Genomic DNA, 24,590 nt, shown 5'->3' on the forward strand with positions numbered 1-24,590 from the left:
CATGGGTCAAAAGAGTAATCCTATCGGGCTCCGCCTGCAGATTAACCGGACTTGGGATAGCCGTTGGTATGCGGATGGTTCCAATTATGGCGACCTCTTGATGGAAGACATCAAGATGCGCAAATATATTCTGGAAACCGTGCCGCAGGCCGCAATTTCCAAGGTTGTGATCGAGCGTCCGGCCAAAACCTGCCGCGTATCCATCTATGCTGCCCGTCCCGGTGTTATCATCGGTAAAAAGGGTGCGGATATCGAAAAGCTGCGCCGCAAGTTGAGCGAAATGTCTTCTGGCGATGTGTCTTTGAACATTGTTGAAATTCGCAAGCCTGAAGTTGACGCACAGTTGGTGGCACAGGGCATTGGTGACCAGCTCATCCGCCGTGTTGCTTTCCGCCGCGCTATGAAACGCGCTGTTCAGTCGGCTCTGCGTCTGGGCGCTGAAGGTATTAAAATTGTTTGTGGTGGCCGTTTGGGCGGAGCAGAAATTGCCCGTGTTGAATGGTACCGTGAAGGCCGCGTGCCGCTTCATACGCTGCGCGCCAATATCGACTATGCTGAGCATGAAGCACTGACCGCTTATGGCATTATCGGTATCAAGGTCTGGATTTTCAAAGGCGAGATATTGGGCCACGACCCGATGGCTCAGGATCGGTTGATGGTGGAAGCGCAAACTTCCGGTGTTCGGCCCTCTCGTTAATTGGCACGTTGATAGATTAGGGAATAGGTAGAGCATCATGCTGCAACCAAGAAAAACAAAATTCCGGAAGGCTCACAAGGGCCGGATTAAAGGAAGCGCAAAGGGCGGCACGACGCTGAACTTCGGCACATATGGCCTGAAAGCCATGGAGCCAGAGCGGATTACGGCTCGTCAGATCGAGGCAGCCCGTCGTGCGATCACGCGGCACATTAAACGGCAAGGTCGTTTGTGGATCCGTATCTTCCCGGACGTGCCGGTTTCAAAGAAGCCTGCTGAAGTCCGTCAGGGTAAAGGTAAGGGTTCGGTTGAATTTTGGGCGGCTCGCGTAAAGCCTGGCCGGATCATGTTTGAACTTGACGGTGTGCCCGGCCCAATTGCAGCGGTTGCTTTCGAGCGTGCAGCGATGAAGCTTCCTATTAAGACAAAAGTTGTGGCGCGCCTTGGCGATACCACACATTTGGAAGGTTAAGGACATGAGCAAGATTCAGGATTTGCGGACCAAAACCGACGATCAGCTTGAAAGCGATCTGGGCGAACTGAAGCGCGAGGCATTTAACCTGCGTTTCCAGGCCGCAACCAACCAGCTTGAAAAGCCTAGCCGGATGCGTGAAGTGCGCCGCACGATTGCGAAGATCAAAACACTACAGGGCGAACGTGCGAAAGCCGCCGTCTCAGAAAAGGCGTAAGGAACCGATATGCCAAAAAGTATTCTCACCGGCACGGTAGTGTCAGACAAAGGCGACAAGACAGTTGTCGTTAAAGTCGAACGCAAAATCAAGCATCCGCTTTACGGAAAGATTATGCGGCGCTCGAAGAAATATCACGCGCATGATGAAAATAACGAGATCCGCACCGGCGAAACCGTGCGTATTGAGGAAACGAAACCGATTTCCAAGCTGAAAACTTGGAAGGTGCTGGAACGGGTTGGCGCTGCTGCTGCCCCTGCAACACCGAAGGTTGCTGAAATTACTGCTGCAGACGAAGGCGAAGTCAAAGCCGAAAGCTGAAGCAAGCGAAGTTTAACTGTGCTCCATTTGTCCGGGGCGGAATGAAGAAGGAATTGGATCCATGATCCAGATGCAATCGAACTTGGAGGTCGCTGATAATAGCGGAGCCAAACGTGTGCAGTGTATCAAGGTGCTGGGCGGTTCCAAGCGCCGGTTCGCTGGCGTTGGCGACATTATTGTTGTGTCGATTAAAGAAGCTGCACCGCGCGGTAAGGTCAAGAAGGGTGATGTTCACCGGGCCGTTATCGTTCGCACACGTAAAGATATCCGCCGCAAAGACGGTTCGGTTATCCGCTTCGATACGAATGCCGCAGTGCTGGTCAACAATGCGAAGGAGCCAATCGGCACCCGTATCTTTGGCCCTGTGGTTCGTGAACTGCGCGCCAAGAAGCACATGAAAATCATCAGTCTTGCGCCGGAGGTGCTATAGTCATGGCCAATGCAAAGATTAAAAAGGGTGACACGGTTGTTGTTCTGTCCGGCAAGGACAAGGGCAAATCCGGTGAAGTAACCAAAGTGATGCCAAAGGACGGTAAACTTATCGTCGCTGGCGCCAATGTTGCTATTCGTCACCGCAAGCCGACACAGGCCAATCCTCAGGGTGGTCTGGAACGCCGTGAAGCACCTATGCACATCAGCAAGGTTGCCCTGGCCGATCCTAAAGATGGCAAACCGACACGGGTTCGCTTTGAAGAGAAAGACGGTAAAATGGTCCGTGTGGCCGTGAAATCCGGGGAGAAAGTCGATGGCTGATAAATATTTGCCGCGCATGCGCAAAAAATATGACGATGAAATCGTCAAAGCGATGCGGGAAAAGTTCAACTATTCGAACCACATGGAAGTTCCACGCATCGAAAAGATCGTGATCAACATGGGTGTGGGCGAAGGTAGCCAGGACAAGAAAAAAGTCTCAACGGCTGCGAAGGAAATGGAACTGATCGCTGGTCAGAAGCCTGTCATTACCAAAGCGAAAACGTCTATCGCGACGTTCAAGCTGCGTGAAGGCATGCCGATCGGTTGTAAGGTTACCTTGCGCCGTCAGCGTATGTATGAATTCCTGGACCGTCTGGTCACGGTGGCAATGCCCCGTATTCGTGACTTTCGCGGACTGAACCCGAAAAGTTTTGATGGCCGCGGCAACTTTGCCATGGGCATTAAAGAGCAGATTATTTTTCCTGAGATTGCCTATGACGACATCGACGTGGTGCGCGGCATGGACATCATCGTGACGACAAGCGCAAGAACAGATGACGAGGCTCGTGAGCTTCTGAAATTGTTCGGCTTCCCGTTCCCGAAGGAAGAAGAAGAAGAGAAAGCCGCGGCGTAATTCCGCCCGTAACTTTATTAGTCCCCATGGTTTTCGGGGACACGCAAGAAAGGAAGAGAACTTAAGTCATGGCGAAACTGAGTTCCATTAATAAAAACGAACGTCGCAAAAAGCTGGTTAAGAAATATGCTGGCCGCTATGCGAAGTTGAAGGCGATGGCCAACGATCAGTCTCTTGATGAGACAGAACGGTTGATTGCGCGTCTGAAAATGGCGGAAATTCCGCGCAACGGTAATCCTACCCGCGTGCGTAACCGCTGCGAAACAACAGGACGTCCACGCGGCTATTACCGCAAGTTCCGTCTCTGCCGCATCGAGCTGCGTGATATGGCCAATAAAGGTCTTATCCCCGGCGTAACGAAATCCAGCTGGTAAAGGGAAGATAATATGGCTTTTACCGATCCCTTGGGTGATATGCTCACCCGTATCCGTAATGGACAGCAGGCGCGTAAGGACAGTGTGGTTTCACCTGCTTCCAAATTGCGCGGCGCTGTTCTAGAAGTTCTCCAGCGCGAAGGTTATATTCGTGGCTTCAGCGAAGAAGAGGTGAACAAGCACCCCGGTCTTCGTATTGAACTGAAATATTTTGAAGGCGAGCCGGCAATCCGCCACGTTGCCCGCGTTTCAAAGCCTGGTCGTCGTATCTACAGCGGTTCGCAAGAATTGCCGACAGTGCGTAATGGTCTGGGCATCACAATTGTTTCGACGCCTAAAGGTGTTTTGTCTGACGCAGAAGCGCGCAGCCAGAATGTCGGCGGCGAAGTTCTCGCAGAGGTGTTCTGATCATGTCGCGTATCGGAAAGAAAACAGTGAGCATTCCTGCTGGCGTTACCGCCACCATGGAAGACGGTCTGGTTAAGGTCAAAGGACCAAAGGGCGAGCTTTCGACCCCGATGGTTGATGATCTGACCTATGAGCTGAACGACGATGGTTTGCAGGTTAAGCCAGCAAATAAAACCACCCGCGCACGCGCCTTTTGGGGTATGCAGCGCACGCTGGTCCAGAACCTTGTTGACGGTGTGACCGAAGGTTTCACCCAAGTGCTTGAAATCAACGGTGTTGGTTATCGTGCGGCAGTAAAGGGCAAAGTCCTGAACCTGCAACTCGGTTTCAGCCATGATGTCGATTTCGATATTCCGGAAGGCATCACGATCAAGACACCGGATCAGACTACGGTCGAGATTTCGGGAATTGATAGACAGCAGGTTGGTCAGGTAGCTGCCGAAATTCGGCGCTGGCGTAAACCGGAGCCTTATAAAGGCAAGGGCATTAAATATCGCGGTGAATATATTTACCGCAAAGAAGGGAAGAAGAAATAAGCCATGGCTAATCTTTCTTTATTCAAACGGCGTCAGCAACGTGTTCGCACCAAATTGCGTAAGCGCGGGCTTACAAAGCCTCGTTTGTCTGTGCACCGCACGGGCCGTCACATCTACGCGCAAGTCATTGACGATTCAGCAGGCAAAACAGTTGCCTCTGCTTCGACAATCGATAAAGCGTCCAAAGTGAAAACCGGTGCCGATAGCGCAGCGGCAGCCGATGTTGGCAAGCGCGTTGCGGAAGCAGCGAAAAAAGCTGGCATCAAGGAAGTAATTTTTGATCGCGGCGGTTTCCTGTATCACGGACGTGTGAAGGCTTTGGCTGACGCGGCCCGCGAAGGCGGATTGGAGTTTTAATATGGCTGATGAAAACAAAACACCAGAAGGTGCAGCACAGCCCGGTACGACCGGCGAAGGTAATCAGCCTGAAGCTGCTGTAGCGCCTGAAAACAAAACCGGCGGTAATGAACGTCAGTCACGCGGTGGCAATCGCGGCGGACGTGACAATCGCGGCGGTGGCCGTGATGGCGGACGTGGACGTGGACGTGGTAACCGGGATCAGGATCAGGGCGAAGAACTGATCGAGAAACTGGTTCACATCAACCGCGTTTCCAAAACTGTTAAAGGCGGTAAGCGCTTTGGTTTTGCAGCTTTGGTTGTTGTTGGTGATGGCAAGGGCCGCGCCGGTTTCGGTAAGGGTAAAGCACGTGAAGTGCCTGAAGCTATTACCAAGGCAACGGCTGCTGCAAAAAAGAAAATGGTTCGCGTTCCATTACGTGAAGGCCGGACATTGCACCATGATGGCAAAGGCCAGTTCGGCGCAGGTAACGTGACGTTGCGTTCGGCACCTCCAGGTACCGGTATCATTGCCGGTGGCCCGATGCGTGCCGTTTTCGAAAGCCTTGGTGTTGCCGATGTGGTGACCAAGTCCAACGGAACGTCCAACCCATATAACATGATCCGGGCGACCTTTGTGGCGCTTGGTGAACAGACCAGCCCCAAGTCTGTATCGCAGCGGCGTGGCAAGAAAGTTGCCGACCTGCTCGGTCGCGGTGGCGCTTCTGAAGCACAGGCTCAGGCCGATGCTGCAGCAGTTACGGAGTAAGGCATAATGGCTAAAGTGAAAATCAAACAGGTTGGTTCACCAATCCGTCGCCCCGAAGAACAGCGCAAGACGCTGATCGGACTGGGTTTGAACAAGATGCATCGTGTCAGCGAATTGGAAGACACACCGGAAGTGCGTGGCATGATCCGTAAAGTGCAACATCTAGTAGAGGTTGTCGAAGGCTAAACCCTGAAACAACCGTGCGAATAAAAGCGAAAGCGAGTACAAGACATGAAATTAAACGATATTAGAGACAATGACGGCGCACGCAAATTGCGTACCCGTGTTGGCCGCGGCATTGGTTCCGGCAAAGGCAAAACCGGCGGACGTGGCCAAAAAGGTCAGAAATCCCGCTCCGGTGTAGCCATTAAAGGCTTTGAAGGCGGCCAGATGCCCCTTCACATGCGGCTTCCGAAACGCGGTTTCAACAACCCGTTCGGCACCGATTATGCCGAAGTCAACCTGGGCATGATCCAGAAATTTATTGATACCAAACGTCTTGCCAATGATGGCACGCTCGATCAGGCTGCTTTGAATGAAGCTGGTCTGACACGTGGCGGCAAAGATGGTGTTCGTTTGCTCGCCAAGGGTGAAATCAAGGCGAAGATCACGATCGCGGTTGCTGGTGCTTCCAAAGCGGCTATCGAAGCTGTTGAAAAAGCTGGCGGTAAAGTGGAAATTCTTTCCGGCCCAGCCGCACACCGCCCGAAAAACGAGAAAAAAGCAGTTGCTTCCAAGCCTGCGAAAGAGAAAAAAGCGGCTAACAGAGCCAAAAATAAAGCTTGATTCTGAAAGAGGTTCTGGGTGCCAGAACCTCTTTTTCTTCTGCCTCTTGTCTTTGGCTCCCCAACAACCGATATGAAGGCAGTTATATTTCCGCCCATGCGGGAATCGTTTTCGTAGCAAGGTTTACAGGACTTGCTAGAAGGCAGCCCCACCGTCACTTTACGGCGGGTGCAGAATTTAATAGCCGTTATATTATGACGGTATAGTGAGGCAGGGAAGTCTAGTATGGCATCAAAAGCCGATCAGGTCGGAGCAAATTTGAACCTGGCAAAATTCGGAGAAGCAACCGAGCTTCGCAAACGGATTTGGTTTACACTGGGCGCTTTGGTGATTTTTCGCCTTCTAAGCTTTGTTCCGCTACCAGGCGTTGACCCTGTAGTGCTTGCGGATCTGTATGACCAGACACGCGGCGGCGTTCTTGACATTTTCAATACATTCTCCGGCGGTTCGCTGGAGCGGATGAGCCTTATCGCGCTGGGCGTCATGCCCTATATTACCGCGTCGATTGTCGTCCAGTTGGCCGCAGCATTGTCCCCGACATTGGCCGCGATCAAGAAAGACGGCGAGGCGGGCCGCAAAAAGCTTAACCAATATACCCGCTATGGTACGGTCGGCCTGACCGCAGTTCAGGGCTATTTTATTGCCGTTGGCCTTGAAAGCTTTGCCTCGCAATCGGGTCTGCAAGCCGTGGTTAATCCCGGCATTGGTTTCCGTGTTGGTGCGGTTATCAGTCTGGTTGGCGGTACTTTGTTCCTGATGTGGCTGGGTGAGCAGATCACCAGCCGGGGTATCGGCAACGGTATCTCCCTTATCATCATGGCCGGTATTGTCGCGCAGATGCCAACTTTCGTCGGCAACCTGATGGAAGGCAGCCGGACCGGTTCGATCGGCGCTATCACCATCATCGGCTTGCTCGCAATGGTGATTGGCCTGGTCCTGTTCATCTCTTTCATGGAGCGGGCGCAAAGGCGCGTGCTGATCCAATATCCCAAACGCGCCACGCAAAATGGCGTGATGCAGGCGGACCGCAGCCACTTGCCGCTAAAGGTAAATACGGCAGGCGTGATCCCGCCAATCTTTGCCTCCTCACTGCTCTTGATGCCACTGACCGTCAGCCAGTTTGCAGGCAATACGACTGCGGGTGAAAGCGCAATGGGTGATTTTGTCATCGCGCTGAACCAATATCTTGCTCACGGCCAGCCGCTCTACATGGCGCTATATGCTGCCGGTATTATCTTTTTCTGTTTCTTCTACACAGCGGTTGTCTTTAACCCGGAAGAAACGGCTGACAATCTTAAGAAAAATGGCGGGTTTGTTCCGGGTATTCGTCCGGGCAAAAACACAGCCGACTATCTGGATTATGTGCTGACCCGTATCACGGTCGTTGGCGCTGCCTATCTGGCGCTGGTTTGTGTGTTGCCGGAATATGTGATGGCACAAACCAACCTACCACTGTTTTTCCTCGGCGGGACCAGCTTGCTGATTATCGTCAACGTAACCGTGGATACAGTGACCCAGATTCAAAGCCATTTGCTGGCCTTGCAATATGGCGATCTGCTTAAAAAAGCAAAACTGAAGGGTGGTCGGCGTAAACGCTAGAACCGGGTTTCAGTATTTTCATAGGTTATAGGGGACAATGAGATATGGATATCATCCTGTTGGGACCACCGGGCGCTGGTAAAGGCACCCAGGCCGCACTGCTTGAAGACAAATTTGGCATGGTTCAGCTTTCGACTGGCGACATGCTGCGCGCTGCGGTCAAGGCCGGCACGGAAGTTGGTCTGAAAGCCAAGGCATTGATGGAAGCCGGTGAGCTGGTACCTGATGAAGTTGTTTCCGGGATCATAGGCGAAAAGCTGGACGATCTTGGCCCTGACCAAGGGGTTATTTTTGACGGCTATCCGCGCACTGCTGCACAGGCTGTTTCGCTCGACGAGATATTGGCCGCCCGTGGCCGCAAGCTGGACCATGTGATTGAGCTGGTTGTGGATGAAGATGCTCTGGTTGAACGTATTACAGGACGCTTTACCTGCGGAAATTGCGGGGCAGGTTATCATGACACTTTCAAAAAGCCCGCCAAGGACAATGTTTGTGATGTCTGCGGTTCCAGTGATTTTAAGCGCCGCCCGGATGATAATGAAGAAACCGTCCGGACGCGCATGGCCGAATATCGCGCGAAAACACAGCCGATCCTTCCCATATACGAGGAGCGCGGCATTGTGACGAAGGTTGATGGCATGGCCAGCATGGATGAAGTCAGCAACGCGATTTCAACCACTCTTGCTTCCGGTTAAAACCGGCTTTCCAAATTCAGATTAGTTATAAAACTTATCTATTAAGTTAGAAGTTCAGTGCTATGCGCATCTGTTATAAAGCTTCTATCTTAAATCAATAGTCGGCCCGCGATTCTTAAGCGTTGCAGCCGACAGGTAGCACGCAGATAATCTTTTAGGGGGTACAAGACGATGATAGGTTCCGATCATGTGGATTTCGCTGCATTCATGGAAGGCGTAAGAAGCCGTAATCCTGGTCAAACCGAATTCATTCAGGCGGTGCAGGAAGTTGCCGAGGATATTTACGAGTTTATAGAAGACAAGGAACAATATCATACTGCCCAGATTCTGCGCCGTATGGCAGAGCCTGATCGCGTGGTTTCCTTTCGCGTATGCTGGGAAGATGACACGCACCGTATTCGTGTCCAGCGGGGTTGGCGGGTCCAAAGCAATAATGCGATCGGCCCTTATAAGGGCGGTATCCGCTTTCACCCCAATGTGACTGAAAGTATTCTGAAATTCCTGGCCTTTGAACAGACGTTTAAAAACTCTCTGACCGGCTTGCCTATGGGCGGAGCAAAGGGCGGGGCGGATTTTGATCCCAAAGGGAAATCCGACGCCGAAGTCATGCGTTTTTGCCAGTCCTTTATGACCGAACTTTACCGTCATATTGGCCCGGATACCGATGTTCCTGCGGGTGATATCGGCGTGGGTAGCCGTGAAATCGGATATATGTTCGGTCAATACAAGCGGATCACCAATCGCTGGGAAGGCGTGCTGACCGGTAAGGGCCGCGAATATGGCGGCAGCGAGCTGCGCCCTGAAGCAACCGGCTATGGTGCCGTATATTTCCTGCAGGACATGCTGAACCACAAGAATGACAGCATTGAAGGCAAAACCGTAGTTATTTCCGGATCTGGCAATGTTGCAACCCACGCGGCAGAGCAGGTTCTGAAACAGGGCGGCAAAGTGCTGACCTTGTCCGACAGCAGCGGTTTTGTGTATGATCCCGAAGGGTTCACCCAAGAGAAAATCGACTGGGTCAAAATTCATAAAACCCATCGCCGCGGCTGTATAGCGGATTATGTCAACGAGTTTAAAGGGGCGACTTACCATGAAGGGCTGCGCCCGTGGGGTGTTCCCTGTAATCTTGCCATGCCATGCGCAACGCAAAATGAACTGAATGAAATCGAAGCCAAAATGCTGGTAGACAATGGCGTGATGGCGGTATCCGAAGGCGCGAACATGCCGACCACTCTGGAAGGCGTCCATGTCTTCCACGATGCAAGGATCATGTATGGTCCCGGTAAAGCGGCCAATGCAGGTGGTGTGGCAGTATCCGGGCTGGAAATGAGCCAGAATGCTGAGCGGGTTAGCTGGAACCACGAACGGCTTGGCACCATGTTGACCGAATTGATGAAGGGTATCCATAGTCAGTGCGTCGAATATGGCGATCAGGGCGATGGCTATGTCGATTATGCGAAGGGTGCGAATATCGCTGGCTTCAAGAAAGTGGCAGATGCCATGCTGGCTTACGGGGTTGTTTGACGCCTGAAGCCACTAGCCCGTCGATGCGGGGGCGATAATAATCTTGCCTATCATGATACCATCGACCACATATTGGCCGATGGTAAACATGAAACCTGAAAAACTGCCACGCTTACGCAAAAAGCTGACAGAGCCTTGTGAAATAGGTTGGTGCGAGCTTGTCAGCCTGCCGGAACTGGGTATCGAGAATATTCACGCGAAGATCGATAGCGGAGCGGCAACATCATCGCTCCATGCTGTCAGGATAAAGCCGTTCGAGCGTGATGGTGAGCAATGGGTCAGGTTCACGATCCCCAAGTCACCGGAATTACCCGCGATACGCTGTGAAGCGAAAGTTTTGGAAAAGCGCCTGGTTAAAAGTTCCAACGGGCGCTCTCAACAAAGATATGTTATAGAAACAATTATGCAACTCGGACCGCTTACATGGGTTGGCCATATGACATTGGCCAACCGTCAATCTATGGCATTTCCAGTGCTGATCGGGCGGCGAGCGCTGAAACGGGGCTTTCTGGTCAATAGTGCCAAACGCTGGATGCTGGGACAACCTGCCATCAATTCTATTGCGAAGGTGTAATTTATGAAGATCGCCATGCTCGCACGCAATCCGAAGCTATATTCCCACAGGCGTCTGTTAGAAGCAGCGGAAGAACGCGGGCATCAGCTGCAAATCCTGAACACGCTTCGCTGCACGATGAACATCACGTCACATCGGCCGTCGATCCTTTATAATGGGGAGACGCTGAAGGGTTTTGATGCGGTGATACCGCGCATCGGGGCGTCGATCACCCATTATGGTCTGGCGGTGTTGCGGCAATTTGAGATGATGGGCGTGTGGCCGCTGAACGAAAGCGTTGCGGTTGGCCGCTCGCGGGACAAATTGCGCTCGATGCAGATATTTGCCAAGCATGGCCTTGGCCTGCCGGTTACCGCTTTTGCCCACGACCCCAAACAGACTGACGAGGTGCTGAAGATTATCGGCGGAGCGCCTGCGGTTATAAAGCTGCTTGAAGGAACGCAGGGCATTGGCGTTGTGCTTGGCGAAACGGCCAATAGTGCCAAATCGGTCATCGAGGCTTTTCGCGGCTTGAACGTGAACATTCTTGTTCAGGAGTTCATCAAAGAGGCAGGTTCCAGCGATATTCGCATCTTTGTCGTCGGCGGCAAAGTGGTCGCGGCAATGAAGCGCACAGGTGCGGAGGGTGATTTCCGGTCCAATCTGCACCGCGGCGGGACCGCAACAATGGTCAAGATCACACCGGAGGAACGCTCCACCGCTGTGCGGGCAGCCAAAGTCATGGGGCTTAACGTCGCGGGCGTCGATATATTGCGCTCCAATCATGGTCCGGTGATTATGGAAGTAAACAGCTCGCCGGGACTGGAGGGAATTGAAAATGCCACAGGCAAGGACATTGCGGGGCAGATCATCCAGTTTATCGAAGCAAATGCCAGCCCCGGTAAGACAAAGACCAAAGGGAAGGGGTAAAGGGTACGGCCTTTGCCCAAGGAATAGGCCGTTCGTGATCTTTAGCCAGCCCTCGGCTCGACTGGCGTTACACTAACGTCATTTTTGAGGGCAGGTGCCCGCATCGCGTGCTTGACTCCCGGCCTGATGAGTCTTAGATGGACCTCATTCGAAACAGAGTTGAACCGGCAGTACCTTTCGTGGTGCGCGCTGGTTTTGCGCGTTTCGGATGTGTTTTTAACCACTTAGCGATGAGATAGAGACCGGCGACTCGGTCTCTGTGGAGCAGGAGAAAAATATTGGCACGTATTGCCGGGGTAAATATCCCAACAAACAAGCGCGTAATTATCTCGCTTACCTATATTCACGGTATCGGACGCACCAAAGCGGCTGAAATTGTCGAAAAACTGAAAATCGATCCGGCCCGCCGGGTTCAGGACCTTACCGATCAGGAAATTTTGCAGATACGCGAAACCATTGATTCAGACTTGACTGTTGAAGGTGACTTGCGTCGTGAGACAGCAATGAACATCAAGCGTCTGATGGATCTGGCCTGCTATCGCGGTCTTCGTCATCGTAAGGGACTTCCTGTTCGCGGACAGCGTACGCATACCAATGCGCGCACCCGTAAAGGCAAGCCCAAGGCAATTGCCGGTAAGAAGAAATAAGATAGGCAGGCGGTCCTTTTGGACCGGCTTTTCTTGTTTCGCCACCGGAGGTTGCTCAAACCAGTCACAAGGCTAACCGGGCAGCTTAACACAGGATATTAGGTAGGAATTGATAACATGGCACGCGAACCGCAGCGCTTGAAAAAAAGCGCGCGCAAAAATATTTCGGCAGGCGTAGCGCACGTCAACGCCACTTTTAACAACACGATGGTTACCATCACCGACGCACAGGGCAATGCGATTAGCTGGTCCTCCGCAGGTATGATGGGTTTTAAAGGCTCTCGTAAATCTACGCCTTACGCGGCGCAGGTCGCAGCAGAAGATGCTGGTAAAAAAGCGGCTGAACATGGTGTCCGCACCCTGGAAGTGGAAGTGAAAGGCCCTGGTTCTGGCCGTGAGTCTGCACTTCGGGCACTTCAAGCAGTCGGCTTTACCATTACCTCGATCCGCGATGTAACGCCGATTCCGCATAATGGTGTACGTCCGTCCAAGCGTCGCAGAGTCTAAACCACTTTGTTCAAGGAAGCTATCCGGCCGGTAGTTTCCAATTTTTGGTAATTCGGAGTGGTAACGGTCCAACCCACTCTTTGAACTCACTAGGGGAAGTCCATGACTGTCAATATGAAGAACTGGCAAGAACTGAAGAAGCCCAATGTTCTCGATATAAAATCTGGTGGTGATCCCAAGCGTAAAGCTACTTTTGTAGCTGAACCTCTTGAGCGCGGCTTTGGCTTGACGATTGGTAACGCGCTGCGCCGCGTTTTGCTGTCATCGCTTCAGGGCGCTGCAGTTACATCGATCAAGATCGAAAACGCGCTGCACGAATTCTCGTCGCTTCCCGGCGTTCGTGAAGATGTCACGGACATCGTTCTGAACGTCAAACAGATTGCGCTGAAAATGGAAGGCGACGATGCCAAGCGTCTTCAACTTTCCGCAACTGGCCCTGCCGAAGTAAAAGCGGGTGATATTGCTGTATCCGGCGACATTGAAGTGATGAACCCTGATCTGATCATCTGTCACCTTGACGAAGGGGCATCGTTTAACATGGAGCTGACGGTTAATACCGGTAAGGGCTATGTTCCTGCGGTTGCCAACCGTCCGGTTGATGCGCCAATCGGCCTGATCCCGGTTGATTCGCTTTATTCGCCAATCCGTCAGGTTTCATACAAAATCGAAAATGCCCGCGTTGGTCAGGAGCTTGACTTTGACAAGCTGAACCTGAACATCGAAACAGACGGCACCGTGACACCGGAAGATGCGATTGCTTATGCTGCCCGTATTCTTCAGGACCAGTTGCAACTGTTCGTGCATTTCGAAGAAGCTCTGGAAAGCGTGACATCGCCCATCGGCATGGCTTCTGCACAAAGCCAGCAGGAAAGCGATGCCAACCAGCTCAACCGTTACCTCCTCAAAAAGGTCGACGAGCTGGAACTTTCGGTACGTTCGGCAAACTGTCTCAAGAACGACAATATTATCTATATTGGCGACCTGGTCCAGAAAACCGAAGCGGAAATGCTTCGCACGCCAAACTTCGGCCGCAAATCCTTGAACGAAATCAAGGAAGTGCTGTCCAGCATGGGGCTGCGTCTGGGAATGGATATTCCCGGTTGGCCACCTGAAAATATTGAAGAAATGGCCAAGAAGCTCGAACAGGAATTGCTCGGTTAATCAAATAACCGGCTTAAACGGGAAACTGGGCCGACCCTTAAACCGGCCTGCATCGGGGTACCTCATACGGCCCCAATACGAACGGAGTATAGAATATGCGTCATAGAATGAAGGGCCGCCGTATGCAGCGGACCGGTGCCCACCGTCAGGCATTGTTGAAAAACCTGGCAGCGGCATTGATCAAGCATGAGCAGATCCAGACCACACTTCCTAAAGCCAAAGAAATGCGGCCTTATGTTGAAAAGCTGATTACTCTTGCGAAAAAAGGCGGTTTGTCCAATCGCCGCATCGCCCATGCACGATTGATGGACGAGGCTCAGGAAAAGAAACTTTTTGAAATTCTGGCTGAACGCTATGCCGACCGTAACGGCGGCTATACGCGGATCATCCGTGCCGGTTTCCGTGCATCCGATGCTGCGCCAATGGCGATTATCGAGCTGGTTGACCGTGACACAGAAGCCAAGGGTCAGGACAGCGGTCCGGACCAGAACGCTGAAGAAGATTTCGAAGACGCATAAGTCCGTTTTCTGAAAGTTTGTTTCATTTGAAATCAGGGGCTGCAAGCGATAAGCTTGTGGCCTCTTTTTTGTCTGTATCCACAGTTTTCGGGAAATCCTTCATGCGCATCACTACTATTTTTGCTTTGGCGTTGGCCAGTAGCACCGCAATCTCCCCCGTATCTGCATTGGCCCAAGCCAGTGCAACAATGAAAGACGATGCTTTGACCTATCCCGAAACCAAAACTGTTGACGTAGTTGAAGAACAATTTGGCGAGAAAATCACAGACCCTTATCGCTGGCTGGAAAATGATGTCCGCGAGGATAGCGATGTCGCGGCATGGGTGGATGCCCAAAATGCTGTGACGAACGCCTATCTTGAAAAGCTGGACGGGCGAGAGGCTCTGGCCGCGTCCATGACAAAGCTGTTTGATTATGATGCGCTGGGCGTCCCGGTCGAGGCAGGAGGGAAATATTTCTACGAACGCAAGAGCGGCGGCCAGAATCAGGCTGTCCTTTACGTTCGTGAAGGCGAAGATGGCGAGGAGCGCGTTTTGATCGATCCGGCCAAATGGTCGGATGATGGCGCGACGGCGCTTGCGGAGTGGAAGCCTTCGGACGACGGCAGCTTGCTCGTATATGCTATTCAGGATGGCGGCTCTGACTGGCGCACCGTGAAAGTGATCGAGATCGCTACCGGCAAGATTTTAGACGACACGGTTGAGTGGGTGAAATTCAGCAACCTTGCATGGATGCCCAAGAATTTTGGATTTCTCTATTCCCGCTTTCCGGCTCCGGAAGAGGGCGAGACGTTTCAGTCGCTGAACAAGGACCAGACAATCTACCTGCACCTGATCGGAAGGCCGCAGGCAGAGGATATGAAAGTTTACGAAACACCCGACCGGCCCGACCTCAACCATGTGGCGGAGCTGACATCGGACAGCGAATGGGTGGTAATCAGCTCATCCTCCGGAACAGATGAACGATATGAAATCACGCTGGTCAAGGTCGATGCGCCTGAACTTGAAACACGCACCCTGATAAAGGGGCTGGAGAATAACTGGACACTGGTCGACGGTATTGGCGATATACTCTATTTCGCAACCGATAAAGACGCACCGCGCCGGCGGATCATGAAAACGGATGTCAGCGCTGAAACTCCCGAATGGGAAGAGATTGTTCCGGAACATGTCGCCACGATCGACAGCGCCATACTGGTTGGCGAGACATTGGCTGTGGATTATATTGATGACGCGAAAAGCCGGCTTGAGCTATTCGCACTGGATGGTACTCCCAAAGGCATTGTCGACCTGCCGGGGCTGGGTCAGGTGAGCGGCCTTGATGGATCGGCCAAGGATAGCGAGGCATTTTTTGCCTTCACCAGCTTTAACCGGCCTTCCACAATCTACCGCTTTGGCGATGTCGGCGCTCCAAAAGTCTGGGCAAAGCCTGATATTCCGTTCGATCCAGAAAATATTGTGGTGTCGCAGCGCTTTTACGAAAGCAAGGACGGCACCAAAATTCCGATGTTCCTTGTCCACAGGAAAGACATTGACCCCAGCAAGGGCGCGCCAACCCTGCTTTATGGTTATGGCGGGTTCAACATCTCGCTTCTGCCTGAATATAGCGCTCCGAAAATGGCGTGGATCGAAGCGGGCGGGGTCTATGCCTCTGCCAATCTGCGCGGCGGCGGCGAATATGGTAAAGAATGGCATGACGGTGGACGTCTGAATAACAAACAGAATGTGTTTGATGACTTTATCGCTGCGGGTGAATATCTGATCGAGGAAGGCATTACACCGCAAGACGGCCTTGCGATCGAAGGGCGTTCTAATGGCGGCCTGCTTGTCGGAGTGGTAGTGAACCAGCGGCCGGATCTTTTCACCGCCGGTCATGCTGCCGTGGGCGTTATGGATATGCTGCGTTTTGACCGGTTTACCGCCGGACGCTACTGGGTCGATGATTACGGCTATCCCGGAAAAGAAGCGGATTTCCATGTTTTGCGGGAATATTCACCCTATCATAACATAAAGGATGGCACGGATTACCCCGCGCTTATCGTCTCAACCGCCGACACGGATGATCGTGTAGTCCCCGGTCACAGCTTCAAATATACCGCGCGGCTACAGGCGCTCGGCACCGGTGACAAGCCGCACCTGATCCGTATAGAAACACGGGCAGGGCATGGCAGCGGCAAGCCCACGGACAAGCTGATCGAGGAATATTCCGATATTTACGGTTTTCTGGCCGATGCGGTTGGTCTGGATATTGCCGACTAGCTTTTCCGCCAGTCAGCAATATCCGGTACCGGCTATATCTTGCTAGACATCCAGATTGGCGACGTTCAGCGCGTTATCGACGATAAATTCACGTCGTGGTTCGACAACGTCGCCCATCAGTTTGGTGAATATTTCGTCGGTAACGTCGGCTTGTTCGACCGTCACCTGCAATAACGAGCGGACTTCAGGATCCAGCGTGGTTTCCCAAAGCTGCTCGGCATTCATCTCGCCCAGTCCTTTATACCGCTGGAAAGACAGCCCTTTGCGGCCCGCAGCCAATATGGCATCGATCAATTCGGATGGCCGCGTGATTAATAGGCCCTGTGCCCCTGCGAGTGCATCCTCGTCCGCATCATCGGCGTCACCCGCTGCAGACTTCACGAGACGGCTACCGCTGGTATAAGTTTCGCTCTGCTGCGAGGCTAGGCTGTGCAGCTTGCGCGCTTCTGCGGATTCAAGGAATTTGGCTTCGATGATATGATGGTCGGTAACGCCGCGCCACACACGTTCAAACAGATAACCGCCTTCCTGGGAAACGCTGCCGGACCAGCGGCCCTCTTCGTCAACGGCATCCATCCATGCAGCGGCAGCCGCTACCGCAGCCTCTCGGTCAGAGAAGCCATAATCGGGGTTAAGGGCGCCGGTCAGGGCCATAGCCTCTACAATAGTGCTGTCATAACGGCGCGGAACATAGGCCATCAGCGAACGCATACGGCGGGCATGTTCGACCAGATTGCGTAAATCCTGACCGGACCGTGCGCCTTCGTTGGTTTGAAGGACCATGTTCTGCAAACCGGCATCGATCAGATATTTTTCAAGCGCGCTGTCATCTTTCAGATAGACTTCGCTCTTGCCCTTGCCGACTTTGTAAAGCGGAGGCTGGGCAATATAAAGATGACCGTTTTCAATGATTTCCGGCATTTGCCGATAGAAAAATGTCAGCAGCAACGTGCGGATATGTGCGCCGTCAACGTCAGCATCGGTCATGATGATGATTTTGTGATAGCGCAGTTTTTCTATGTTGAAGTCTTCGCGCCCAATCCCTGTGCCCATGGCCTGGATCAGGGTGCCGACTTCCTTGGACGACAGCATCCGGTCAAAGCGTGCACGCTCGACGTTCAGGATTTTACCCTTGAGCGGCAGGATCGCCTGATAATGCCGGTCGCGCCCCTGTTTTGCGGAGCCGCCAGCGGAGTCACCTTCCACCAGGAACAGTTCGGATTTTGTCGGATCGCGTTCCTGGCAATCGGCCAGCTTGCCGGGCAGGGAAGCAATATCCATCGCCCCTTTGCGCCGGGTCAGTTCGCGCGCTTTTTTCGCCGCTTCACGCGCTGCCGCAGCGTCAATCACCTTCTGCACGACCATGGAAGCGTTTTGCGGATTTTCTTCCAGCCATTCGGCCAGCTTGTCCGCCATCAGGCTTTCGAGCGGTTGCCGCACTTCGGATGAGACCAGCTTGTCCTTGGTCTGTGAACTGAATTTCGGGTCCGGCAGTTTGACGGACACAATGGCGGTCAGGCCTTCGCGCATATCATCGCCGGTCAGCTTGACCTTCTCTTTCTTGAGCGCGCCAGAGCTTTCGGCATAATTGTTGAGCGTGCGTGTCAGCGCCGAACGGAAAGCCGCCAGATGGGTGCCGCCATCGCGCTGCGGAATATTGTTGGTGAAACACAGCACATTTTCATAATAGCTGTCATTCCATTCCAGCGCGACATCGATGGTGACATTGTCGCGGTCACCATGAATAGCGATGGGATCCGGGACAATAGGGGTCTTGTTACGATCAAGGTAGCGCACAAAAGCGGCAATCCCGCCTTCGTAAAACAGATCGACTTCCTTGGTATCTTCACCTCGTTCGTCGCGCAGCAGGATGTGGACACCCGAATTGAGGAAGGCAAGCTCGCGGTAACGGTGTTCCAGCTTCTCGAAATCAAACTCGGTAATCTTGAACGTCGCAGGGGACGGGAAAAATGTGACGCGCGTACCCTTTTTGCCATTGGAATCGCCGATAGCTTCCAGTGAGCGCACGGTATTGCCGAATTCAAAGCGCATATTATGCTCTTTGCCTTCGCGCCAGATGTTCAGTTCCAGCCATTCGGACAGAGCGTTAACCACGGATACGCCCACGCCGTGAAGACCGCCGGAGACTTTATAGGCATTGTCGTCGGACGTATTTTCAAATTTGCCGCCCGCGTGAAGCTGGGTCATGATGACTTCGGCTGCGCTGACGCCTTCACCCGTGTGCATGCCCACCGGAATACCGCGGCCATTATCTTCGACAGAGACGCTGCCATCTGCGTTCAGCGTGATCTGAATAAGGTCGCAATGACCCGCCAGGGCTTCATCAATCGCGTTGTCGGAAACCTCGAACACCATGTGGTGCAGGCCCGAACCGTCGTCGGTGTCGCCAATATACATGCCGGGCCGTTTGCGCACGGCATCAAGGCCTTTCAGGACCTTGATAGAATCTGCGCCATACTCGCTTTGATTGGGATTATCGGAAGGTTTTTTCATACCTTCCGGGGTGCCGTTTTCTATGTTTTCACTCATATGATCCTCTTAGCCGTTTGAGGCCCGAAACCCAAGGATTTTGTTTGAAATACAGATAATAAATTGTATGTTTTACAGTCAGTTATGATAGTTTGGCCGGGGGTTCTTTTCAGCAGCGCTATTCGCCGCTGAAATGATGCACTAGACCCCTGTTAGAGGAGGAGATTGCTATATGACGAACCCTGCCGATATTGTGCCTTTTGCCAAGACGATGGGCATTAAAATCACTGAAATGACCAAAGAGAAAGTCACTGGCGAAATGCTGGTGCGGCCAGAGATTTGCACGGCGGCGCAGGCAGGAGGTGCGCTATCTATCCATGGCGGCGCCGTGATGACCTTTGCCGATGTTCTGGGCGCTTTCGGTGGCTTTGTGAACTTGCCGGAAGGATCAGGCGGGACGACGACATCCGAAAGCAAGACCAATTTCCTGAACGGCGCACCGGCAGGACAGACAGTTTACGGCGAATCCATCCCGTTGAAAGTCGGCAAAAGGCAATCGGTTTGGCAAACGCGGATCACACTGGATGACGGAACATTGGTTGCGGTCGTGACCCAGACCCAGATTGTGCTTTGAATCAGTTGCCATTCAAATCTTTCCATCGGGACGATTATTGGTCTAGGCTATATTCATGATGAAAAAGCTTTGCACCGCCCTGTTGATTTGCCTTGCAGCCAGCGCCTGTTCTGAAACCACGAAGGTCAGCGATGATCTGGAGGAAAGCCAGACGGATTCCGCAAACCCAACTGGCCGGTTGGAAAGAGAGGGATCAAGCCCGGGTGAACAGCCGGTCCGTATCGGTGAAGGCGGTCCGCGTTTTTCAGCTTGCCAGGGAGCGGGCAGGGTGGCCAATCTGCGCGGGGACGAGGAGTTAGCGGTTTTGATCGCGCCCTTTGCCAGTGCTGAATCCAAGGATAGCCTGACAGCCGGGCAATTCGTCCATATATGCAGCCGCAGCCATGACCAGCAATGGATGGGCGTCGTCTATAGCCCCACGCCAGCAGAGGGTGAGGAAGCAATAGATTGCGGTGTATCCTCCCCCGTCCGCACCAAGCGCAATTATGATGGCCCCTGCAAAAGCGGCTGGGTCGATAGTGCTTATGTAAAATTGGTAGCGGGTTAAAAACTTAACTCCGCTCACTTCTAGCAACAGGGAAATATTATATGGCATTAAATCCTGTCACCTATCTGGAACAGCCTTTCGGGCAAATGGCCGAGCTTATCAACGCTCATGCCGAGAACCAGCCGGATCGGATTGCTCTGGATGATAGTGAGGAAAAGCTGACATGGGCTCAGACAGCCGATCTGGTCAACCGGGTCGCGGCGCAGCTACAGGCGGATGGACTGAAAAAAGGGCAGGCGGTTTCGATCCTCGGCACAACGACGGTTCGCTATGCCATTGCCTATCTTGCCGCGATCGTGGCTGGTGGCTGCGCGGCGCCGCTCACAACTTCGGCAACGCCGAAACAGCTTGCCAATATGATGGCCGACAGCGGCGCGATGCACTTGTTTGTCGATAGCGCGAAGCGGGCGGAGCTGTTTGACAGCGGTATCGACCTGCCGCCGCTCAAACATGTCATGCTGGACGTGGCAGAAGACGATGCACCGTTGATGCACGACTGGATGGCTGCGGAAGGTGCTATGCCGAAAGATATGGGCGCTGGTCCCAAAGACCCGTTCAACATCATCTATTCCAGCGGCACGACCGGCACGCCAAAGGGGATTGTCCACAGCCGCCAGATGCGCTGGTATCAAATAGCCGTCGGCGAAAGCACAGGCTATGGCAAGCCGGGTAAGGTGTCGCTTTTGTCCACTCCGCTCTATTCCAACACGACGCTTGCCGTTTTCCTGCCCACCATGGCTTATGGCGGGACGGCCATCCTTATGCGGAAATTTGATTGCAAGCGCTGGCTGGAACTGGCGCAGGAAAACCGCGTGTCCCATACCATGCTGGTCCCCGTGCAATATCAGCGGTTGATGGATTTTGAAGGCTTTGACGATTATGACCTGAGCAGCCTCACCCATAAATATTGCACCAGCGCACCATTTTCCGCCGAATTAAAGGCCGAAGTCATAAAACGCATGCCCGGCGGATTGATCGAGGTTTATTCGATGACCGAAGGCGGCGTGGTCTGCATATTGCTCGCCCATGCCCATCCGGACAAGCTGCACACCGTCGGCATTGCCTGGGGCGGCAGTGAAGTGATTACCGTGGATGAAGATCTGAACCGTTTGCCACGCGGCGAAATAGGCGAGCTGGTCGGGCGATCGCAAACGATGATGAGCGGTTATCAGAACCAGCCGGAAAAAACCGAGGAGGCGAGCTGGTATGATGAAAATGGTGATCGCTGGCAACGCATGGGCGATATTGGCAAGGTGGACGAGGATGGCTTCATCACCCTGATGGGCCGGTCAAAGGATATGATTATTTCCGGCGGCTTCAACATCTATCCTCGCGATCTGGAAGAAGCATTGATGGCCCAGCCCGATGTTGCCGATGCTGCGGTGGTCGGTATCGCGTCAAGGCAATGGGGCGAGACACCCGTCGGCTTTGTTGTGGCAGAGGCAGGCGCATCGCTTGATCTGGAAGCGCTGAGAGAGGCGACCAATGCCCAGCTTGGCAAGACACAGCGCCTGTCAGAGCTGCATCTGATCGATGAACTGCCGCGTAGCCATATTGGCAAGATCCTGAAAACCGACTTGCGGGAGCTGGCCGAGGCGCAAAATCCAAAATAACCGCCCGCGCATCAACGCAGGCTATAGACTCTTTCCGCGCGCGAGATTAAGCGCATAGCCATGTCTATAGCTCATGAAGAAACCATCCTGATCGTTGATTTTGGCTCTCAGGTCACGCAGCTTATCGCCCGGCGGGTCCGTGAAGCGGGGGTCTATTCAGAGATCGCCCCGTTCAACAATGCCGAGGAGGCGTTTGAGCGGTTGAAGCCCAGGGGAATCATTCTTTCGGGCGGCCCCGCCAGCGTCACCGATGAGGGCAGCCCCCGCATCCCGCAGGCGTTTCTGGATGCCGGCATTCCGGTGCTTGGCATATGCTATGGCCAACAGGTTATGACCACGCAATTGGGTGGTCAGGTGGAAGGCGGCGAGAGCGGCGAATTCGGCCGTGCCTTTATCGAGATTTCGGAAAGCTGCGTCCTGTTCGACGGCCTGTGGAAAGTCGGCGAGAAGCACCAGGTGTGGATGAGCCACGGCGACAAGGTAACAGAATTTGCCCCCGGCTTTCGCATCGTCGCAACGACCGAAGGCGCGCCCTTTGCGATTATCGCGGATGATGAAAAGCGCTTCTACGGCATGCAATTCCATCCCGAAGTTGTGCACACACCCGATGGCGGTCGCTTGATTGCCAATTTCGTGCGCCACGTCTGCGGCTGTTCCGGCGACTGGACCATGGCAGAGTTCAAAGAAGCCAAGATCAAGGAAATCCGCGAGCAGGTTGGCGACGGGAAAGTCATTTGCGGCCTGTCCGGCGGCGTCGATAGCGCTGTTGCAGCGGTGCTGATCCACGAAGCGATCGGCGACCAGCTCACCTGCGTCTTTGTCGATCACGGATTGATGCGGATGGGTGAGGCGGATCAGGTAGTGAGCCTGTTCAAGGGGCATTATAATATCCCGCTGGTGCACCTGAATGTCGAGACATTGTTCCTGAACGGCCTGAAAGGCGAGACGGACCCGGAAAAGAAACGCAAATTCATTGGTAAGACTTTCATCGATGTCTTTGAAATTGAAGCGAAAAAGGTTGGCGGCGCGGATTTCCTCGCACAGGGCACGCTCTATCCCGATGTGATCGAAAGCGTCAGCTTTACCGGCGGGCCGAGTGTTACGATCAAATCACATCATAATGTCGGCGGTCTTCCCGAACGCATGAACATGAAGCTGGTCGAGCCTTTGCGCGAACTGTTCAAGGATGAAGTCCGCGAGCTTGGCCGCGAGCTTGGCCTGCCCGAAATATTCGTTGGCCGCCATCCGTTCCCCGGTCCGGGCCTTGCGATTCGCATCCCCGGAGAGGTGACCAAGGAACGCTGCGACATCTTGCGCAAAGCCGACGCTATCTATCTGGAAGAAATCAGAAATGCCGGATTATATGATGCGATCTGGCAGGCTTTTGCCGTCCTGCTCCCTGTCAAAACAGTCGGCGTGATGGGCGACCAAAGAACCTATGACAGCGTTTGCGGCCTGCGCGCCGTAACCAGCACCGACGGCATGACCGCTGACGTCTATCCCTTCGACGCAGGCTTCCTGACCCGCGTTTCGACCCGGATCGTCAACGAGGTAAAGGGCATAAACCGCGTGGTTTATGATTATACCAGCAAACCGCCGGGGACTATTGAGTGGGAGTAAAGAATTGCTAACTCCCAATTTATAGTGCTAACAGAATGACATGCCTAATTTAGTTGAAATAAAAGATCATGAGCTGGTTGGGTTTTCAGAGCAAGCAAAGTTGGATTTTATTGCTTCTATTTCTGATCACAAGAAAGAGCTACTGGCTGAAATTGGAAGGATCGAAACCGGCCAAAACAGCGGCTCCGGTAACCCAGAAATTACCAGCACGATGGTTAAAGAAGCTGAGAAGCTTTTCTCACGAGGCTCTTTGTTTAAAAGTACCAAACGCATTTCGGCGGTTTGGCGAATAGTCTCTGTGATTTCAGTTTTAGCGACTGGTTTGTTATTTGATGTCGCAAAAATGACAGAAATTATTCATGTACTCCTTTTTATCGGTTGTTTGCTCTTAGCTGTACTATCAACAACTATGGCTTATGTGAGGGATTAGCTTGGAAAAAGATGCCAAAACGACGAATGAGAACAAGACTTTTGGTCGCTCAAGCAGACTTGAAACAGTTCTACGTGCTTATAGCTACGCCGGGTTATTAATCTTTTTTGGCGGCATATTATTTTTTACCTTTCTCAGGCTGGATATTGATCTCTCAACTTCTGAAGGATTAGCACTGTTATCGTCTCTTTTTGGATTGTTGTTGGCTGTGTTATCAACATTACTGGTGTATTATCGGAAACAAAATTTAGTTAGTTCTACGCTGGTGCAGCACAGCGATAGTTTTTCTGAGGGAAATTTTATCGATGCTTGGCAAAGTTTTGAACGAGCGAGCAAAAATATGGCTTTTAATGCTGATGAGTTAGACCTGAATCCATCTATAAGGGATACTTTAGAAAAGTTAGTAAAGGACAATGTTATATCGAAAAACGAAAGATGGCGATTGGACGAAATTTTGAATATGAGAAACTCAATCGTTCACCGTGCCACAAAATTTGACTCTAACGAGCTGCAAGAAGGACTTGACGATCTAGTTAAATATATCTCGAAAGTTACGTAAGTAAGGTTTGACTGCACGAATATGTACCAGTGACAGTTCAGCGTTTTAGTACACAGATCATA

At 52.7% G+C, this 24,590-nt stretch carries 31 protein-coding genes; 30 read left to right on the forward strand and 1 reads right to left on the reverse strand.

Going from position 1 to position 24,590, the window contains the following annotated elements:
• The first annotated feature begins 1 nt into the window (after position 1).
• The 24 genes from rpsC (at position 2) to VIN76_RS05600 (ending at position 16,635) form a co-directional block, all read left to right on the forward strand.
• The gene (gene rpsC / locus VIN76_RS05485) at positions 2 to 697 is read left to right on the forward strand and encodes a 30S ribosomal protein S3 (RefSeq protein ID WP_332040812.1); all 696 of its coding nucleotides are present in this window, start codon (positions 2 to 4) and stop codon (positions 695 to 697) included.
• A gap of 37 nt (positions 698 to 734) precedes the next feature.
• Complete coding sequence (gene rplP / locus VIN76_RS05490; RefSeq protein ID WP_332040813.1) at positions 735 to 1,166, forward strand: 50S ribosomal protein L16; 432 nt, start codon at positions 735 to 737, stop codon at positions 1,164 to 1,166.
• A gap of 4 nt (positions 1,167 to 1,170) precedes the next feature.
• A complete protein-coding gene (gene rpmC, locus VIN76_RS05495; protein WP_332040814.1) occupies positions 1,171 to 1,383 on the forward strand; it encodes a 50S ribosomal protein L29 in 213 nt (70 codons plus the stop codon).
• Positions 1,384 to 1,392: 9 nt separating this feature from the next.
• Positions 1,393 to 1,704 (forward strand): 30S ribosomal protein S17, encoded by a 312-nt coding sequence (rpsQ, locus tag VIN76_RS05500; protein WP_332040815.1) that lies wholly within the window; start codon positions 1,393 to 1,395, stop codon positions 1,702 to 1,704.
• Between the two features lie 61 nt (positions 1,705 to 1,765).
• On the forward strand, positions 1,766 to 2,134 hold the full coding sequence (rplN, locus tag VIN76_RS05505; RefSeq protein WP_207987484.1) for a 50S ribosomal protein L14: 369 nt from the start codon (positions 1,766 to 1,768) through the stop codon (positions 2,132 to 2,134).
• 2 nt (positions 2,135 to 2,136) lie between these two features.
• Positions 2,137 to 2,457 (forward strand): 50S ribosomal protein L24, encoded by a 321-nt coding sequence (gene rplX / locus VIN76_RS05510; protein ID WP_332040816.1) that lies wholly within the window; start codon positions 2,137 to 2,139, stop codon positions 2,455 to 2,457.
• Positions 2,450 to 3,031 carry a 50S ribosomal protein L5 gene (gene rplE / locus VIN76_RS05515; protein WP_332040817.1) on the forward strand — a complete coding sequence of 194 codons (582 nt, stop codon included), beginning with the start codon at positions 2,450 to 2,452 and terminating at the stop codon, positions 3,029 to 3,031. The genes rplX and rplE overlap by 8 nt, the downstream gene beginning before the upstream one ends.
• Positions 3,032 to 3,099: 68 nt before the next feature.
• Positions 3,100 to 3,405 carry a 30S ribosomal protein S14 gene (gene rpsN / locus VIN76_RS05520; RefSeq protein ID WP_332040818.1) on the forward strand — a complete coding sequence of 102 codons (306 nt, stop codon included), beginning with the start codon at positions 3,100 to 3,102 and terminating at the stop codon, positions 3,403 to 3,405.
• A 12-nt stretch (positions 3,406 to 3,417) separates the two neighbouring features.
• Positions 3,418 to 3,813, forward strand: a complete 396-nt coding sequence (gene rpsH / locus VIN76_RS05525) for a 30S ribosomal protein S8 (RefSeq protein WP_332040819.1) — start codon at positions 3,418 to 3,420, stop codon at positions 3,811 to 3,813.
• Positions 3,814 to 3,815: 2 nt separating this feature from the next.
• Positions 3,816 to 4,349 carry a 50S ribosomal protein L6 gene (gene rplF / locus VIN76_RS05530; RefSeq protein WP_332040820.1) on the forward strand — a complete coding sequence of 178 codons (534 nt, stop codon included), beginning with the start codon at positions 3,816 to 3,818 and terminating at the stop codon, positions 4,347 to 4,349.
• Between the two features lie 3 nt (positions 4,350 to 4,352).
• Positions 4,353 to 4,706 carry a 50S ribosomal protein L18 gene (gene rplR / locus VIN76_RS05535; RefSeq protein WP_332040821.1) on the forward strand — a complete coding sequence of 118 codons (354 nt, stop codon included), beginning with the start codon at positions 4,353 to 4,355 and terminating at the stop codon, positions 4,704 to 4,706.
• A 1-nt stretch (position 4,707) separates the two neighbouring features.
• Positions 4,708 to 5,454 (forward strand): 30S ribosomal protein S5, encoded by a 747-nt coding sequence (gene rpsE / locus VIN76_RS05540; protein ID WP_332040822.1) that lies wholly within the window; start codon positions 4,708 to 4,710, stop codon positions 5,452 to 5,454.
• Positions 5,455 to 5,460: 6 nt separating this feature from the next.
• Complete coding sequence (gene rpmD, locus VIN76_RS05545) at positions 5,461 to 5,640, forward strand: 50S ribosomal protein L30 (RefSeq protein WP_332040823.1); 180 nt, start codon at positions 5,461 to 5,463, stop codon at positions 5,638 to 5,640.
• Positions 5,641 to 5,685: 45 nt separating this feature from the next.
• Complete coding sequence (gene rplO, locus VIN76_RS05550; RefSeq protein ID WP_332040824.1) at positions 5,686 to 6,240, forward strand: 50S ribosomal protein L15; 555 nt, start codon at positions 5,686 to 5,688, stop codon at positions 6,238 to 6,240.
• Positions 6,241 to 6,465: 225 nt separating this feature from the next.
• Complete coding sequence (gene secY, locus VIN76_RS05555; protein ID WP_332040825.1) at positions 6,466 to 7,839, forward strand: preprotein translocase subunit SecY; 1,374 nt, start codon at positions 6,466 to 6,468, stop codon at positions 7,837 to 7,839.
• Between the two features lie 44 nt (positions 7,840 to 7,883).
• A complete protein-coding gene (locus tag VIN76_RS05560; protein WP_332040826.1) occupies positions 7,884 to 8,534 on the forward strand; it encodes an adenylate kinase in 651 nt (216 codons plus the stop codon).
• A gap of 171 nt (positions 8,535 to 8,705) precedes the next feature.
• Entirely contained in the window at positions 8,706 to 10,061 is a 1,356-nt protein-coding gene (gene gdhA, locus VIN76_RS05565; RefSeq protein ID WP_332040827.1) for an NADP-specific glutamate dehydrogenase, read from the forward strand.
• An 88-nt stretch (positions 10,062 to 10,149) separates the two neighbouring features.
• Complete coding sequence (locus VIN76_RS05570) at positions 10,150 to 10,635, forward strand: ATP-dependent zinc protease (protein WP_332040828.1); 486 nt, start codon at positions 10,150 to 10,152, stop codon at positions 10,633 to 10,635.
• A 3-nt stretch (positions 10,636 to 10,638) separates the two neighbouring features.
• Positions 10,639 to 11,544, forward strand: coding sequence for a 30S ribosomal protein S6--L-glutamate ligase (gene rimK, locus VIN76_RS05575; RefSeq protein WP_332040829.1), 906 nt, complete (start codon positions 10,639 to 10,641; stop codon positions 11,542 to 11,544).
• 278 nt (positions 11,545 to 11,822) lie between these two features.
• Entirely contained in the window at positions 11,823 to 12,191 is a 369-nt protein-coding gene (gene rpsM / locus VIN76_RS05580) for a 30S ribosomal protein S13 (protein WP_332040830.1), read from the forward strand.
• A gap of 117 nt (positions 12,192 to 12,308) precedes the next feature.
• The gene (rpsK, locus tag VIN76_RS05585) at positions 12,309 to 12,698 is read left to right on the forward strand and encodes a 30S ribosomal protein S11 (RefSeq protein WP_332040831.1); all 390 of its coding nucleotides are present in this window, start codon (positions 12,309 to 12,311) and stop codon (positions 12,696 to 12,698) included.
• Between the two features lie 102 nt (positions 12,699 to 12,800).
• Positions 12,801 to 13,859, forward strand: coding sequence for a DNA-directed RNA polymerase subunit alpha (locus VIN76_RS05590; protein ID WP_332040832.1), 1,059 nt, complete (start codon positions 12,801 to 12,803; stop codon positions 13,857 to 13,859).
• Positions 13,860 to 13,954: 95 nt separating this feature from the next.
• On the forward strand, positions 13,955 to 14,377 hold the full coding sequence (rplQ, locus tag VIN76_RS05595) for a 50S ribosomal protein L17 (RefSeq protein ID WP_332040833.1): 423 nt from the start codon (positions 13,955 to 13,957) through the stop codon (positions 14,375 to 14,377).
• A 101-nt stretch (positions 14,378 to 14,478) separates the two neighbouring features.
• Positions 14,479 to 16,635, forward strand: a complete 2,157-nt coding sequence (locus VIN76_RS05600) for a prolyl oligopeptidase family serine peptidase (protein ID WP_332040834.1) — start codon at positions 14,479 to 14,481, stop codon at positions 16,633 to 16,635.
• 42 nt (positions 16,636 to 16,677) lie between these two features.
• Here the strand turns inward: VIN76_RS05600 and gyrB are convergent, their stop codons facing one another.
• A complete protein-coding gene (gyrB, locus tag VIN76_RS05605) occupies positions 16,678 to 19,185 on the reverse strand; it encodes a DNA topoisomerase (ATP-hydrolyzing) subunit B (RefSeq protein WP_414696286.1) in 2,508 nt (835 codons plus the stop codon).
• Between the two features lie 172 nt (positions 19,186 to 19,357).
• Here gyrB and VIN76_RS05610 point away from each other — a divergent pair, with 172 nt between their 5' ends.
• The 6 genes from VIN76_RS05610 to VIN76_RS05635 are packed head-to-tail and all read left to right on the forward strand — an operon-like array spanning position 19,358 to position 24,528.
• Positions 19,358 to 19,759 (forward strand): PaaI family thioesterase, encoded by a 402-nt coding sequence (locus VIN76_RS05610; protein ID WP_332040835.1) that lies wholly within the window; start codon positions 19,358 to 19,360, stop codon positions 19,757 to 19,759.
• A gap of 55 nt (positions 19,760 to 19,814) precedes the next feature.
• Positions 19,815 to 20,306 carry a hypothetical protein gene (locus VIN76_RS05615; RefSeq protein WP_332040836.1) on the forward strand — a complete coding sequence of 164 codons (492 nt, stop codon included), beginning with the start codon at positions 19,815 to 19,817 and terminating at the stop codon, positions 20,304 to 20,306.
• A gap of 41 nt (positions 20,307 to 20,347) precedes the next feature.
• Positions 20,348 to 21,919 carry a class I adenylate-forming enzyme family protein gene (locus VIN76_RS05620; protein ID WP_332040837.1) on the forward strand — a complete coding sequence of 524 codons (1,572 nt, stop codon included), beginning with the start codon at positions 20,348 to 20,350 and terminating at the stop codon, positions 21,917 to 21,919.
• 60 nt (positions 21,920 to 21,979) lie between these two features.
• Positions 21,980 to 23,539: a glutamine-hydrolyzing GMP synthase gene (gene guaA, locus VIN76_RS05625; RefSeq protein WP_332040838.1), complete on the forward strand. Its 1,560-nt coding sequence runs from the start codon at positions 21,980 to 21,982 to the stop codon at positions 23,537 to 23,539.
• 40 nt (positions 23,540 to 23,579) lie between these two features.
• On the forward strand, positions 23,580 to 23,969 hold the full coding sequence (locus VIN76_RS05630; RefSeq protein WP_332040839.1) for a hypothetical protein: 390 nt from the start codon (positions 23,580 to 23,582) through the stop codon (positions 23,967 to 23,969).
• 1 nt (position 23,970) lies between these two features.
• Complete coding sequence (locus tag VIN76_RS05635) at positions 23,971 to 24,528, forward strand: hypothetical protein (protein WP_332040840.1); 558 nt, start codon at positions 23,971 to 23,973, stop codon at positions 24,526 to 24,528.
• Positions 24,529 to 24,590: the final 62 nt, after the last annotated feature.

Source organism: Parasphingorhabdus sp. (assembly GCF_036568145.1).
Taxonomy (GTDB): domain Bacteria; phylum Pseudomonadota; class Alphaproteobacteria; order Sphingomonadales; family Sphingomonadaceae; genus Parasphingorhabdus.

What these genes read in the sequence shown, in the direction of transcription:
- rpsC (WP_332040812.1), top strand. Translation starts at nt 2, where the DNA reads ATGGGTCAAAAGAGTAATCCTATCGGGCTCCGCCTGCAGATTAACCGG.
- rplP (WP_332040813.1), top strand. Translation starts at nt 735, where the DNA reads ATGCTGCAACCAAGAAAAACAAAATTCCGGAAGGCTCACAAGGGCCGG.
- rpmC (WP_332040814.1), top strand. Translation starts at nt 1,171, where the DNA reads ATGAGCAAGATTCAGGATTTGCGGACCAAAACCGACGATCAGCTTGAA.
- rpsQ (WP_332040815.1), top strand. Translation starts at nt 1,393, where the DNA reads ATGCCAAAAAGTATTCTCACCGGCACGGTAGTGTCAGACAAAGGCGAC.
- rplN (WP_207987484.1), top strand. Translation starts at nt 1,766, where the DNA reads ATGATCCAGATGCAATCGAACTTGGAGGTCGCTGATAATAGCGGAGCC.
- rplX (WP_332040816.1), top strand. Translation starts at nt 2,137, where the DNA reads ATGGCCAATGCAAAGATTAAAAAGGGTGACACGGTTGTTGTTCTGTCC.
- rplE (WP_332040817.1), top strand. Translation starts at nt 2,450, where the DNA reads ATGGCTGATAAATATTTGCCGCGCATGCGCAAAAAATATGACGATGAA.
- rpsN (WP_332040818.1), top strand. Translation starts at nt 3,100, where the DNA reads ATGGCGAAACTGAGTTCCATTAATAAAAACGAACGTCGCAAAAAGCTG.
- rpsH (WP_332040819.1), top strand. Translation starts at nt 3,418, where the DNA reads ATGGCTTTTACCGATCCCTTGGGTGATATGCTCACCCGTATCCGTAAT.
- rplF (WP_332040820.1), top strand. Translation starts at nt 3,816, where the DNA reads ATGTCGCGTATCGGAAAGAAAACAGTGAGCATTCCTGCTGGCGTTACC.
- rplR (WP_332040821.1), top strand. Translation starts at nt 4,353, where the DNA reads ATGGCTAATCTTTCTTTATTCAAACGGCGTCAGCAACGTGTTCGCACC.
- rpsE (WP_332040822.1), top strand. Translation starts at nt 4,708, where the DNA reads ATGGCTGATGAAAACAAAACACCAGAAGGTGCAGCACAGCCCGGTACG.
- rpmD (WP_332040823.1), top strand. Translation starts at nt 5,461, where the DNA reads ATGGCTAAAGTGAAAATCAAACAGGTTGGTTCACCAATCCGTCGCCCC.
- rplO (WP_332040824.1), top strand. Translation starts at nt 5,686, where the DNA reads ATGAAATTAAACGATATTAGAGACAATGACGGCGCACGCAAATTGCGT.
- secY (WP_332040825.1), top strand. Translation starts at nt 6,466, where the DNA reads ATGGCATCAAAAGCCGATCAGGTCGGAGCAAATTTGAACCTGGCAAAA.
- VIN76_RS05560 (WP_332040826.1), top strand. Translation starts at nt 7,884, where the DNA reads ATGGATATCATCCTGTTGGGACCACCGGGCGCTGGTAAAGGCACCCAG.
- gdhA (WP_332040827.1), top strand. Translation starts at nt 8,706, where the DNA reads ATGATAGGTTCCGATCATGTGGATTTCGCTGCATTCATGGAAGGCGTA.
- VIN76_RS05570 (WP_332040828.1), top strand. Translation starts at nt 10,150, where the DNA reads ATGAAACCTGAAAAACTGCCACGCTTACGCAAAAAGCTGACAGAGCCT.
- rimK (WP_332040829.1), top strand. Translation starts at nt 10,639, where the DNA reads ATGAAGATCGCCATGCTCGCACGCAATCCGAAGCTATATTCCCACAGG.
- rpsK (WP_332040831.1), top strand. Translation starts at nt 12,309, where the DNA reads ATGGCACGCGAACCGCAGCGCTTGAAAAAAAGCGCGCGCAAAAATATT.
- VIN76_RS05590 (WP_332040832.1), top strand. Translation starts at nt 12,801, where the DNA reads ATGACTGTCAATATGAAGAACTGGCAAGAACTGAAGAAGCCCAATGTT.
- rplQ (WP_332040833.1), top strand. Translation starts at nt 13,955, where the DNA reads ATGCGTCATAGAATGAAGGGCCGCCGTATGCAGCGGACCGGTGCCCAC.
- VIN76_RS05600 (WP_332040834.1), top strand. Translation starts at nt 14,479, where the DNA reads ATGCGCATCACTACTATTTTTGCTTTGGCGTTGGCCAGTAGCACCGCA.
- gyrB (WP_414696286.1), bottom strand. Translation starts at nt 19,185, where the DNA reads ATGAGTGAAAACATAGAAAACGGCACCCCGGAAGGTATGAAAAAACCT.
- VIN76_RS05610 (WP_332040835.1), top strand. Translation starts at nt 19,358, where the DNA reads ATGACGAACCCTGCCGATATTGTGCCTTTTGCCAAGACGATGGGCATT.
- VIN76_RS05615 (WP_332040836.1), top strand. Translation starts at nt 19,815, where the DNA reads ATGATGAAAAAGCTTTGCACCGCCCTGTTGATTTGCCTTGCAGCCAGC.
- VIN76_RS05620 (WP_332040837.1), top strand. Translation starts at nt 20,348, where the DNA reads ATGGCATTAAATCCTGTCACCTATCTGGAACAGCCTTTCGGGCAAATG.
- guaA (WP_332040838.1), top strand. Translation starts at nt 21,980, where the DNA reads ATGTCTATAGCTCATGAAGAAACCATCCTGATCGTTGATTTTGGCTCT.
- VIN76_RS05630 (WP_332040839.1), top strand. Translation starts at nt 23,580, where the DNA reads ATGCCTAATTTAGTTGAAATAAAAGATCATGAGCTGGTTGGGTTTTCA.